The sequence below is a fragment of the Maribacter sp. genome (assembly GCF_039968975.1).
Taxonomy (GTDB): Bacteria; Bacteroidota; Bacteroidia; order Flavobacteriales; family Flavobacteriaceae; genus Maribacter.
In genome coordinates this window covers 1-12,479 of record NZ_JBDVOT010000099.1, presented here as the reverse complement: position 1 = coordinate 12,479, position 12,479 = coordinate 1, and the positions used below count along the sequence as shown (strand labels likewise).

General features: G+C 33.8%; 10 protein-coding genes. 3 read left to right on the top strand and 7 right to left on the bottom strand.

Annotation, left to right across the window (positions count from 1 at the left end; genetic code table 11):
• The 5 genes from ABJI11_RS06900 to ABJI11_RS06880 form a co-directional block, all read right to left on the bottom strand.
• Nucleotides 1–219 (bottom strand): hypothetical protein (locus ABJI11_RS06900; protein ID WP_348350657.1); only part of this gene is annotated, 219 nt, incomplete at its 3' end.
• Between the two features lie 178 nt (nt 220–397).
• The gene (locus tag ABJI11_RS06895) at nt 398–1,624 is read right to left on the bottom strand and encodes a DUF3999 family protein (protein ID WP_348350655.1); all 1,227 of its coding nucleotides are present in this window, start codon (nt 1,622–1,624) and stop codon (nt 398–400) included.
• Complete coding sequence (locus ABJI11_RS06890; protein WP_348350653.1) at nt 1,611–4,067, bottom strand: DUF2339 domain-containing protein; 2,457 nt, start codon at nt 4,065–4,067, stop codon at nt 1,611–1,613. The genes ABJI11_RS06895 and ABJI11_RS06890 overlap by 14 nt, the downstream gene beginning before the upstream one ends.
• Nucleotides 4,068–4,138: 71 nt before the next feature.
• Nucleotides 4,139–4,318 carry a DUF4177 domain-containing protein gene (locus ABJI11_RS06885; RefSeq protein ID WP_348350651.1) on the bottom strand — a complete coding sequence of 60 codons (180 nt, stop codon included), beginning with the start codon at nt 4,316–4,318 and terminating at the stop codon, nt 4,139–4,141.
• A gap of 26 nt (nt 4,319–4,344) precedes the next feature.
• Nucleotides 4,345–6,798 carry a M14 metallopeptidase family protein gene (locus ABJI11_RS06880; RefSeq protein ID WP_348350649.1) on the bottom strand — a complete coding sequence of 818 codons (2,454 nt, stop codon included), beginning with the start codon at nt 6,796–6,798 and terminating at the stop codon, nt 4,345–4,347.
• Between the two features lie 171 nt (nt 6,799–6,969).
• On the opposite strand from ABJI11_RS06880, the gene bshC reads away from it, so the two are divergent.
• Both bshC and ABJI11_RS06870 read left to right on the top strand, forming a co-directional pair.
• Nucleotides 6,970–8,574: a bacillithiol biosynthesis cysteine-adding enzyme BshC gene (bshC, locus tag ABJI11_RS06875; RefSeq protein WP_348350647.1), complete on the top strand. Its 1,605-nt coding sequence runs from the start codon at nt 6,970–6,972 to the stop codon at nt 8,572–8,574.
• Entirely contained in the window at nt 8,575–9,951 is a 1,377-nt protein-coding gene (locus ABJI11_RS06870; RefSeq protein WP_348350645.1) for a glycosyltransferase family 39 protein, read from the top strand.
• Here the strand turns inward: ABJI11_RS06870 and ABJI11_RS06865 are convergent.
• Nucleotides 9,948–10,493, bottom strand: coding sequence for a pyridoxamine 5'-phosphate oxidase family protein (locus ABJI11_RS06865; protein WP_348350643.1), 546 nt, complete (start codon nt 10,491–10,493; stop codon nt 9,948–9,950). The genes ABJI11_RS06870 and ABJI11_RS06865 overlap by 4 nt on opposite strands.
• A gap of 303 nt (nt 10,494–10,796) precedes the next feature.
• Complete coding sequence (locus ABJI11_RS06860; RefSeq protein WP_348350641.1) at nt 10,797–11,522, bottom strand: SIMPL domain-containing protein; 726 nt, start codon at nt 11,520–11,522, stop codon at nt 10,797–10,799.
• Nucleotides 11,523–11,595: 73 nt separating this feature from the next.
• On the opposite strand from ABJI11_RS06860, the gene guaA reads away from it, so the two are divergent.
• A partial coding sequence (gene guaA / locus ABJI11_RS06855; RefSeq protein ID WP_348350639.1) for a glutamine-hydrolyzing GMP synthase occupies nt 11,596–12,479 on the top strand: 884 nt, incomplete at its 3' end.

The window sequence follows — 12,479 nt, the reverse complement described above, 5'->3', positions numbered from 1 at the left end:
TAAACTAAATTTATCACTTACATCATAAGATAAATTAGGTGATAATGTAATATTGGTTCCTCCTAAAAAACTAAGACCAAAACCACACCCAAATTTTAATTTAGGTTCTACGGTAGCAGCACTATCTACTACACTTATATTCGTCGCTTGGGCAAATGCTTGGTCTGTAAGGATAAAAAAGATAAAGCAAAAAGTAATGTTCAATACTAATTTTTTCATTTTAAATTTCGGTTATATTTAATGAGCTAAATATAGGGTATTTTATATAGAAATTTAATTGAAATAATTGAAGCTTACTAGTTGATAACTAGATCGTCATGTTTTAGTAAAACAAAAGTATAAATTAAGTTGGTTTCAAAAAAAATATAAAAAAAGAAGAGTGATATCTAGTATTAATTTAAAGTTCTTTCTTCATCATGCCAATAGTGAAATAGCCTAGCAAGGCAATTACAACAGCAATGATAAGCCACAACCACCATTTGTTTTCAAAAAGAGGATTGGTTGTTTCAATTACTGGTTTAGGTATTTCGACTACGTTACCAAAGTCTAATTTAGTGATATTCTCAGGTAAAGAAACCGTAGTTTTTGAAATATCGTAATTAGGAAAATTAGTATTAGGCTTACCGTAAACTAAATAGTAAGTGGCCGGTTCTATAAACCTTGTGGTCAATGTATGTATGTAACCTTTAAGCTTTGCTCCAGATATTTTTAATGGCTGATTGTCGTTGTTCAAAACAATTACTCGCACCTTATTCGCTAACGTACCTGGTAATTGAAAACTATTATCTTCCATAGAAGAAAGTGTTCTTTTGGCTAAAGGTCTATAATTATAATAGAACCCTTTTTCGGTCTGTACACTATCTGCTAAATATTGAATAGAGACAGATCTGTAATAATCAATGTTGTCATCAACGGTTAGTTCCAGTAAGTTTAAAGGAACTCGTTTGTTTAAATCAATATCTATTATAGTTTTCTTTTCTTCTTGTGTGACTTTAAAAGTCTCTATTTTGTAATCACGGTATTCCGCAGTCTTTATTGCCTTTTTAAGAATGTTTACTGATGTTAGATTCGGCTTTTCAGTGCTGTTAATCAGTATTCTATAATATCTATAATTTGCATCGGGAAACTTTAATGTGGTGAATGAATAATTGGTTTGGTCATTATTGATTGACAGTATACGATAGTCTTCTAGAATAGTGTACCAATGTTTCATATGTCGACTGCCTTCAAGGGTAACTTCCCAATTAAAATTGGAGTCTTCTATGTTTAGCAGCATTTTATTTATGGTTTCTTTCTGGGGTAGTTCATAAGTATAGAAATATCCTTTGGAGTTATTTACGCTATTGAATAAATTGAAATATATTTCTGAATTTGAATCTTCTGCTTTAGAAACTTTATGAAGGTAAGGCGCTTCAATAGTATCGTTAGCTGTGACCCCATAAATACGAATATCACTCATATTGGTATTCACTTCTGAAAATACATCATTTGGTATTTCTATAGCATGCCATTGATTCTCTATACCCTTTAATTCTATTTTCTTAGAGTACTGTCCCATCTGCCCGAAACAGAATGAAGTCAGCACAAAGGCGAGCATTACCAGTAGGTTGTTATTTTGCATCATCTGAAATAATGTGTTTGTATTTGTTGTAAAGAAATGAAATAATCAATAAAAGAACACCTAGAGAAACAAATACGATGGTCTTTGAGATGGTATTTAATGATGATATATCGTAGAAAAACAATTTAATCAACGTAATAGAAAAAAGCGCAATAGCACCAATACGTAGGTGTTTTTTCTTTTTCCAAATACCTAAGGCGATCAATAAAAGTGCGTAAATACCCCAGAGTATACTGAGCCCTAATTTATAAGATTGGTTAGAGCCAGATAAATCCATCCAGTTCAGTAATTCACTACTTGCTACCCAAATAATTACGGTATGCATCAGCATTTCAAACGGAATTTTATATTTGAATTTAAAGTACTGTTTCTGAGCTAATTTGTATACGGAAAATAATAAAAAGGCAAAGAATGCGAAAGAAATATAGCGTATGTAAATGTTGTATGTTCCTATATTATAAAATTCAGAAAGCTCTTGTGTTATGTAATTTTCACGCAAATCACTTAAGGTATAAAGTCCGATTGTTAAAAAAGCCAACGTGGCAAAAAGTGCGGCACCTAATGTAATAAGCCCTATAATCTTATTGTTAATTTTTTTGATATTGATGAAGCCTAGTATACCAATAAACAGCATAGTGTACAGTATGGACCACATGGAAGCTAAATCAATTAGGTTATAATTGTATTCAGGATATTCACCTGCTGATGCGGATAAATTAATTTTAGATGCGTGGAAGGCTTTATTCCAATAATGTTCAATTTCAAAGTATATTGTAAAATAGAGGGTTAAAACGAACAATGCGGGAATACATATATCCATTAATTTATGGATTAATGATTTCTTCTCTAGTGCGTGTTTAGATTGAAAGTACAGCATTATACCATATGCGGCGACACATAAAATAGAAGTAAGAAAGGTAGTATTTAGGATGGTACTTATATCACCGTCGGTACTACTGAGCCACGAGTATGTTTCTGACCAGTCCATACTTAAGCTAAAGATAGAAAGTGCTGCTAATATATAAGACAGGTATTCATAAAAACCTACTTTTTTGGTACGTCCTATCCAAAATAAAAGAGCAGCTTCAAGAGCCCAAATAAGTGTTACCCAGTTACCGTCTAACTGCACAGGTACCGCAATTGTTATAAAGGTAAGTACAAAACCAGAAGTTAAAAAGAACAGCTTTCTATCTGCTAATTTTCTTTTGAAAATAAGCACGGTTACAGCAAAATGAATTATTGCATTTAATAAGGTAAACAAGCCCAAATAAAACTCGCCGCCTTCGTGATCGTATAGCCAGGCAATGCCAAAACCATAAAACATAAAAGAATTAAGCATGATGAGAATAATATCACCGACTTGAAATTTTTCTGATTTTATTAATTTAAAAGCTAGGAATGTAGCATAGAATAATGAAAAGAATATCGCTAAAAAAGCAAAGCCTAAAGTGAAATCTTCACTATAACTTGAGAATATATACCAAGAACCATAAATAAGCCAAGTGAAAGCAAAGGCTACATAGTAGAGCGCTTTCCAGTATTTTTTGAACGAAATAACTAATAGTCCAATATTGATTAAGGCAATATAGCTGAATAGGGCTGTGACATTACCGGAATCATTACTTAATAGAAATGGAACGGCATAAGCCCCAACAAGACCTATATGTGCAATAATCTGTTTGTTATAATTAATTGCGGCTACTACACCAAAGACGGTGAACAGAAGCATAATGCCAAAGGCTGCCATTTGCGGAAATAACCCATAAAGGTCATAAGCCATAAATGTCAAGAAATACAAAATAGCCAAGGCCCCACTAACAAGTACAGCACTGTAACTTTCGTATTTAGCTTTTAATTTAAATCCGAATCCTAATAATCCTATACCTACCAAATAGCCTAATATAATTCTGGTCAGCGGACTAATTAGATTGTTTTCAATAGAATATTTTGCACCGATACCAACACCGATTACGGTAATTAGTATTCCAATTTTATTAATAAGATTTTCTCCAATGAATTTCTCTAGGTTAGATTTGCCTTTTGGAAGCTTTATTTTCTTTTCAGGAATCTTTTTAGGTTCTTCTTGTATAGAAGCAATTTCTATTGGAGCTTGAACAGGAGTGGGTGTTTCAATTTCTACTGCTTTATCAGTTATTGAAGCCTCTTTTTCAATACTTCCCGCTTCAGGTTTAGTTGTTTGTTCGGTAGGTGCTTCGTTGAATTTAAGTGCCTGAGTATTTCTAAGAATTTGTATATCCCTACGAATTTCATTTACCTCAATATTAAAGTCTTGCTGCTTTTTTAAAAGCAGTTCTAACTTTTGCATTAATGCATTTATTTGATCTTGGTTGTTTGGCATTGATGGTGGTTTTTGCACTAACAGGTTAGTGTCTTCTATTTTAAACGCAAAAGATGCGAATTTGTTGGGAACAATGCCTGTAGCCATAAAATAAAATATCCCTGAAACGATTTTAGCTGTTTCAGGGATATCTAAATTAGACGTTTATTTGTGTTCTTTTACTTTTCAAAATACAGATAAACATACATATCCATACTATATTCTGTAGTATTGGTGGATACTAAACTCCATCCATTTTTAGCATACTCGTCTAGTTTTTCTTGAATTTCTTTATTCGATGATTTTGCTAAATGATTTTTGTCAAAAGTAAATTTCGAGTAAAAAAATAAGGGTTTCAACTTTATATTCTTTCATACTGTTTTTTTTATTTAACCATAAATAGAGCATTAGCGAAAAATAGTTTTCCATTTTCCCAAAAGCCTCTAAATAAAGGGTTGTCTACCATGTAGATAACTTGCCCACGACCCATATTTTCCGTACCAAAAATTAAGGTTTCGGCAATTTTCTTCTTTGCTTCGCTACCTGCGAATCCAGTTACAGGTTCGTTGGCACCTTCACTTAAATATACAGCGCTTCCGTTTTCTAGATAGTCATAAGATCGTGCACCTAGTTTAAGGGTGAAATAGGTGTCGCTATACCCATATGCTAACGGGTTTGTATTATCAACAGTTGCCTTGAAAATAGCTCCCGTAATAGCTGATTTTATTTGTTCTCGTTCAGATATTTCAAATGATTCAATAGTGTTAGAAGTGTCTTTTGGCATTTCTTTTACAGCAAGTTCAAAATCTTCGTCCGAGGTTGTAATACCATCAATTGCACCACCCATGGCAATTAATTTACCACCACGCTTTACCCAATCTTTAATTTTCTCTTTATTGTATGTGCTTAAGAAACTGTTGTAGCCACGCCCATCAGGTAATATTAAAATATCATATTTTGCAAGGTCAACACGACCAAAATAAGCCTCGTCCAATACAGAAATTGGATAGTCTAGTTGTTGTTCAAAAAAGTTCCAGATTTCTCCAAAGCGAAGTGTTGAGGTAGGCTTTCCGGATAGTACGGCAATGTTTAAATTTTGAATCACATCAACATAACCGGAGCCAAAATCTTTACCGCTTTCTACAAAACCTGTGTTAGTGGAAATCAAATTTTTAGAGTGGTTGGTAGATGCTGTTTTAAGAACCTCGTTAAAGTTTTTTAGGTGCTTATTATCACCTTTTGTAATGATCAATGTACCACGATCATGAGAAATACCGTCTAAGGTAAATGGCTTGTGTGCGTAACGTACACGTATTTTATTTCGTAATAGTTCAGCCAAGAACTTGGCGTCTTTCATACTGTTCCAGTCTGCTAGATAGGCGTATTTGTCAGCATCAATACTCTTTAATCCAGTTGTATTTAATACTTCTGAAGAACCACTTAGATTACTTTCGCTGGCAATGGCATCCAATCCGTAGGCATATGGTAAAGACCATGCGGTAATATCATAGGTGACAGAATCACTTAATTTTGCCATTGGCTCAAATAATACTTTTACCAAAGTGCTTTTTGGCTGATTTGAAGAAATTACTAAACTTTTGTCAGTACTTTTTAATGAGCCAGATTTACCTGTAGCATAGTTGTAACCTTTGACTGTTGTATTTGATCCTGCTTGGTATTCAATTTCATGCTTGCTTAATAAATCTGCAAGAGCTTCAATTTTATCAGGGTTACCATTTAATACATAACTTTTGTATTTGAAATTCTTGTTAAGGTAGAATTTCTTGAACTCATCATTCAATTTAGAGACGTTTTTAGATGCCACTTCTACCGTAGATAAACCTGTAGTTAAGTGATGCGCTATTCTATCTTTTAAAGTAAGGGTGTCACCAATACTAGTTGTAATTGCTAAACCAGCACGACCGCTACCACCTTGTTCATAAGTCATGCCAATACCACCGTTGTAAGTAGGGTAGGTGTCACCATAACTAGGGTAAAGTAGATCGAACACCTCTTTGGTAAAATAGAACCAACCATTTTCGTCAAAATATTTAGCATGGTTTTTACCAATAGTTTCTTGAAACTCTCTTTGAAAATCTGTAATTACCTCATGAAATGGCTCAGCGGCAGGGGCAAAGTAATACGGGTTGTCAACACCTTGCTCATGAAAATCTACGTGAACATGAGGTAACCATTTATTAAACTGCTTTAAACGCTGTTGACTTTCAACTTGCGTAAGCCAAGCCCAATCTCTATTAAGATCGAACATGTAGTGGTTACTACGACCGCTCCACCAATTCTCATGGTGCTCCTTGCTATTTGGATCAACCTGATTGGGTGAGTTTTTAAATTGGTTGTACCAGTTAACATAGCGATCTCTACCATCTGGGTTAATACACGGGTCAATTAATACTACTATATTCTCTAGATAACTGCTTTTAGTGGTAAAAAGGTCATAGATGGTTTGCATTGAAGCTTCTGTACTTACACTTTCATTACCATGAACATTATAGCTAAGCCAAACGATTGCTTTATCTGGAGAGCCTTCACCATTGATTCCTTTCATATGCTCTTCCTTAATTTTATCAAGGTTTTGCATGTTTTCTTTGGTAGAAATTGTAGCCAATATCAATGGTCTGCGTTCATTGGTTTTACCATATTCCATAAGGCTCATACGCTGAGGTTCAGCTTCGGCTAAATATTGGTAATAATCAACAACTTCATGATGTCTTGTAAATTGGGTTCCTAGTTCGTAGCCTAAAAACTCTGAAGGAGATTTTAATTGGGTCAAACCTAAAAGTGGAATAAAAAGTAATGCGTAGCGTAGAATTAGTTTCATATAATTATTTGTGTTGAGAGTGAGTCAAATCTATTAAAATAAATGCAAATTGATATTCATTTACTGCGTATTTTGACGAGAATTCAAGTATTTAATACTAACGGTAATTAACTTATATTTAGGAAATGTAAAACGAAAGGGTTTTATATTTACCAAGTATTTACTTTTTATATGGATATTGATTGTTTGCCCTTAGCAAAAACGGGTTATTTTTCGAAATTAATTTGCGATTACACTACCGCAGATACTAAGCTTAAGCCATTATATAATCGGTTTCCCGATATGGAAGGCTTTAAAGGGCAGATAGAAGAAAAGGGAAAGCATTTTACCCAAGCTCAAAGAGATGTGTTGTATTCTTCAATGCAAAACCAATATAAAAATACTGATACCTCTAAAGGTACGGCAGCTAATATTGATTTATTAAAGGAGAAGAACACATTTACTATTGTTACCGGTCATCAGTTAAATTTATTTACCGGTCCGTTATATTTTCTATACAAGATTATATCTACTATTAATTTAACCAAGCAATTAAAAAGTGAGTTTCCTGATAGTAATTTTGTGCCCATTTATTGGATGGCTACGGAAGATCACGATTTTGATGAAATCAACTATTTTAATTTCAAGGGATTAAAATTTCAGTGGAATAAAGAAGCATCTGGTGCTGTTGGGCATTTGCCAACGGAAGGTTTAGAGGAGGTTTTTTCGTTGTATTCCAGAACTATTGGGGACAGTAAGAATGCCAAGGTGTTAAAAGACCTATTTGAAAATGCGTATTTAAAGTACGATAACCTAACGGATGCAACCCGATTTTTAGCAAATGAAATTTTCAAGGAATACGGATTAGTTATTGTAGATGGAGATGATGTCGACTTAAAAAAGACACTTGTACCCTACATGAAAAAAGATATTTTTGAACAAACAGCGTTCAAGAAAGTATCTGAAAGCATTACGCAAATAGAAGCTATTTCATCTGATTATCCGGTACAGGTTAATCCGCGTGAAATCAATTATTTCTATTTAAAAGAAGGTATTCGTGAAAGAATCATAGAAAGTAAAGGACAGTATATCGTAAATGAAACATCAATTTCTTTTACTAAAGAAGAGTTGATAGAAGAGATGAATATGCACCCAGAGCGTTTTTCTCCCAATGTAATCGCTAGACCTTTATACCAAGAAGTTATTTTGCCAAACCTTTGTTATATTGGTGGTGGCGGTGAGATTGCCTATTGGTTTGAATTAAAAGCGGCATTTGAGGTCATGAATGTTCCTTTTCCAATTTTATTGGTTAGAAATTCAGCATTGATTATTACGGACAAACAAGCTGATAAATTAGAGAAAATGAATATCTCTAAGACAGATGTTTTCTTAAAACAAAACAGTCTTATCAATAAAAAGATTAGAGAAATTTCAAATATAGATATCGACTTTTCACCACAGAAAAAATTGTTAGAAGAACAGTTTAAAGATATGTATGATCTCGCTGAAAAGACCGATAAATCTTTTTTAGGTGCCGTAAAAGCACAAGAGGTAAAGCAGAAAAAAGGATTAGATGCTTTGGAAAAACGCCTGTTGCAAGCGCAGAAAAGAAAGTTGAAAGATCATGTAGTGCGTATGACAGAACTACAAAATGAAATATTTCCTAACCAATCTCTTCAAGAGCGTCAGTCAAATTTTTCGGAATTTTATTTAGCTTATGGCGAAGATTTAGTGCCTATGTTATTTGAGGCTTTAAATCCTTTAGATTTAAGTTTTACCGTAATTACGCAACAATAAATGTTTGGTAAGAAAGTATCTCTAGATAAGATAGTGGTACTTGTCATTTTTTCATTTCTAGCTATTACGTTAATTACTTTTTTTAAAAGTGCTTTAGAGCTAGAAGATGCGGAGCAAGCATATTATTCACAATGGCTTCGTTGGGGTTATGACGATCAACCACCACTTTACACATGGTTACAATATGGTTTTAACAACATATTTGGTGTAGGTAAGTTAGCGTTCTCTTCACTTAGAGGAGCATTGTTTGCAGGTACATTATTATTGTTATATAAATTTTCTGGACTACGAATTAAAGATGCTGACAAATCTAAATTGGCAGTGTTGGCACTTGTTTTGGTGCCAGTATATATCGATTTTACCTTTCGTAGGCTTTCGCATACCAGTTTGTTATGTTTCAGTGTTGTGGCTTCTTATTATTGCATACAAGTATTAATAGCAAGGAAATCTATTATAAATTATCTTTTACTTGGTTTGTTTGTAGGTGTGGGCATGATGTCTAAATACAATTATATATTTTTTCTGGTAACCTTTGCGCTAGTTGTTCTATGGGATAAGGAGTTAAGAGCAATTGTTTTCAACCCTAAAATACTTGTATCGGTTTTTGTTTCTGCTTTAATTGTAGCGCCACATATCTATTGGTTATTAGGTCCTGGTGAGTTTCAAACCTTTTTAGCATCTAGTGTAGAAGAGAAAATAGGAATAGAAGAAGCAGAATTTGGTTTTTCGTTTCTGCCCATTTTAATTTATTTAAAAGGCTTGTTTGTTTTAATGTTTCCTTTTCTAGTGGTTCTCTGCTTTGGCTATTTTTCAAAATATGTGAGTTTCAATAAGCTAAAATTTAATTGGTTGGTTAAAATGTTTTTTACGCAATTAATGGTCTTAGGTTTATTTTTTCTAATCTTTCAAAGTAAGAAAATAGAAACTAGATGGTTGTTGCCACTTTTTATTCCTTTTGTTATACTCTTGACAGAATCTGTAAGTTTTAAAAACGTTCAAAAATCAGTTGCTGTAGGGTATTGGGTTTTTATTGGTGCAATAGTTATTCAAACTATAAGAACGCCAATAGAAAAAGTATTTAAGATACCTTCATCTGTACATTTTGGCTTTGAGTCTATTTCCCGAAAATTGCATCAGAATTATGATGATTATCAATGGGTATTGCCCAACGTTACGTATGCGGGTAACTTACGTTTACTGCATCCTGAGCGAACGATACTTTCTGCAGATGATTATTCGTTAACCGGTTTGGAATTGCAATACGAAAGAACAGTTGAAATAACTATCGATCAATCTGTAGTAAAACAGACTACACCTGTAGATAGTCTCATAGGTTTTGGTAAAGAAAAAGAAAATCTTTATTTCTATAGTAATTAAGGAACTAAAAACTCCCCGTTCCATTTATCATCGGCTTTCGTAAAAAGTACCCTGATATGATTGGGTCTTTTTAGTTTTAAATATTCAATTTTTAATGGATTAATATCAATCATGGTGAAATGGTTTTTATCTTCAATATATTCCACATGATCAGGATTTTTAATTGCACTTCCAGGGCTATGTTCTGTAATGTAGTCTTTTCGGCTGTTGGGTTGAATATTTTGCCAGTTCGTGTTTAATCTATTGGTGTCGGTAACTACTTGTGCAATACCTTCAACTTTAAGCTGTAGCATTTTTTCAGGATGATATAACAGAAAGCTAACCTTATTGTTTACGGCAATATGTTTCATCTTTTGGGTACGACCATCTGTGTAAATAGTTAAACATAAATCGTCATTTACCTCTCTAAGGACTACGGTACGTAGGCGAGCAGTAGTTTCGTTACCCACCGTTGCCATGGTTATGAATCTGAACGGATGTCCTCTTTCAGTAACTCCATTATGTATTTCATTACTTAATTCCTCAAAAAATGAATCGATCATATTAGTATCTGTAAATAGTAAAAATACTATGATAATAATTAAGGAGATATCATTTCAAAAAAGATATTGTTATGTGCCAGTCAATACAACCGGAAAATTGATGTTATCTGCAAAGTTTATTTACAATTGTAAGGTTAGTGTAAATGTTACGACTTAGTGTGTGAATACAGATTGTTATGAAAAAGATTTTTTAAGTATTCGGTTTGATAATTGGTTGAATGAAAAGCCCGGGGTGATTACCGGGCTTTTATATTTAATATATTCTTTACTAGATCGGTAAATGACATTGATCAAAGTAGAACATTACTTCACTTTGTATTCTAAACGCATGGTTATAGACGCTGTTTTGTTTTTAGATGAGGTATTGTATGCACCGCCCCAACTATAGTCTTCACCAGAATTCTGACCTGTAATTTGAAATACGCCCATATTTGCAGAAACCAAATCGCCTAAATTACTACCTGCGTTTTCAGCTATTTTTTCGGCACGTATTCTGGCATCTTCGGTAGCTTTTGAAATCATTTCAATTTTAAGGTCCGCTAATTTTGTGTAATAATATCTAGGTGGCGAAGAGTTGAATTGAACACCCTTATTCAATAATTCTGTTATCTCTCTAGATACACCTTCAATTAAAGCAACATCTTCAGATTCTATTTTTAAGGTTTGAATTAACTGGTAGCCCCTGAACATACTACCAACGTAATTACCATTTTCATACTGGTTATCTCGCATTTCGGTAGTCTGCACACTATTAAAAATTATGCTGTTTGCATCAATGCCTTTAGACGTTAAATATTGGCGTACAATTTCTTTATCTCTATTTAATTGGTCAAAAGCAGTCTTTAATACAGTACTGTTTGTAGAAAATTGACCTTCCCAAACAATTAAATCAGAGGTAAAATTTTCGTTGCCTAAACCGGTAACTGATATCATTTGAGGCGGGTTCGCCCTTTGTATATATGCGTTACCCAAAAAATATGCGGCTATAACAATTGCTGCTCCAAAAATAAATGCACTAATGTGTTTCATAAAAAATGTTTAAATCCGGTCTAAATATACCAAAAGATACTTTTCAAGAACTGTCAATTTGCTATTTTTGCCCATGCAAAATAAAGTCCTGATACTAGATTTTGGTTCACAATACACCCAATTGATTGGAAGACGCGTACGTGAGCTGAATATTTTTTCCGAAATTAAACCTTATAATAAACTACCTGAAGACCTTTCTGACTATAAAGCGGTGATTCTTTCTGGATCTCCTTTATCGGTAAGAGGAGAAGATGCCGTTCATCCGGATCTTTCTGAAATACGTGGTAAAAAACCATTATTGGGCGTTTGTTATGGCGCACAGTATTTGGCACATTTTCACGGTGGTAGTGTGGAGAAATCCAATACAAGAGAATATGGGCGTGCCAATCTTAGCTTTATTAAGGAAAACGAACCATTTTTTGATAAAGTAGATACAGGTAGTCAAGTATGGATGAGCCATGCAGATACTATTAAGCATTTGCCAGAAAATACAACGTTACTGGCAAGTACCCATGATGTAGAAAATGCAGCTTTTAAGTTTCAGGGAGAAGAAACGTATGCAATTCAGTTTCACCCAGAAGTGTATCATTCTAAGGATGGAAAACAAGTATTGGAGAACTTTTTGGTGCATATTGCCGGAATGGAACAAACTTGGACTCCAGATGCCTTTGTCGATAAAACGGTTGCAGAGTTAAAAGAAAAGATTGGTGATGAAAAGGTGATTTTAGGATTATCTGGCGGCGTAGATTCTTCTGTAGCAGCGGTATTGTTGCATAAGGCGATAGGTAAGAACCTTCATTGCATATTTGTAAATAATGGTCTTTTAAGAAAAAATGAGTTTACCGATGTATTGAAACAATACGAGGGTATGGGCTTAAATGTAAAAGGCGTAGATGCTTCGGCACGTTTTTTGGATGATTTGGCTGGTGAGAGTGATCCAGAAACCAAAAGAAAGAC

Coding starts and splice junctions, on each gene's coding strand:
- ABJI11_RS06895 (WP_348350655.1), bottom strand. CDS start 1,624: ATGATGCAAAATAACAACCTACTGGTAATGCTCGCCTTTGTGCTGACT.
- ABJI11_RS06890 (WP_348350653.1), bottom strand. CDS start 4,067: ATGGCTACAGGCATTGTTCCCAACAAATTCGCATCTTTTGCGTTTAAA.
- ABJI11_RS06880 (WP_348350649.1), bottom strand. CDS start 6,798: ATGAAACTAATTCTACGCTACGCATTACTTTTTATTCCACTTTTAGGT.
- bshC (WP_348350647.1), top strand. CDS start 6,970: ATGGATATTGATTGTTTGCCCTTAGCAAAAACGGGTTATTTTTCGAAA.
- ABJI11_RS06870 (WP_348350645.1), top strand. CDS start 8,575: ATGTTTGGTAAGAAAGTATCTCTAGATAAGATAGTGGTACTTGTCATT.
- ABJI11_RS06865 (WP_348350643.1), bottom strand. CDS start 10,493: ATGATCGATTCATTTTTTGAGGAATTAAGTAATGAAATACATAATGGA.
- ABJI11_RS06860 (WP_348350641.1), bottom strand. CDS start 11,522: ATGAAACACATTAGTGCATTTATTTTTGGAGCAGCAATTGTTATAGCC.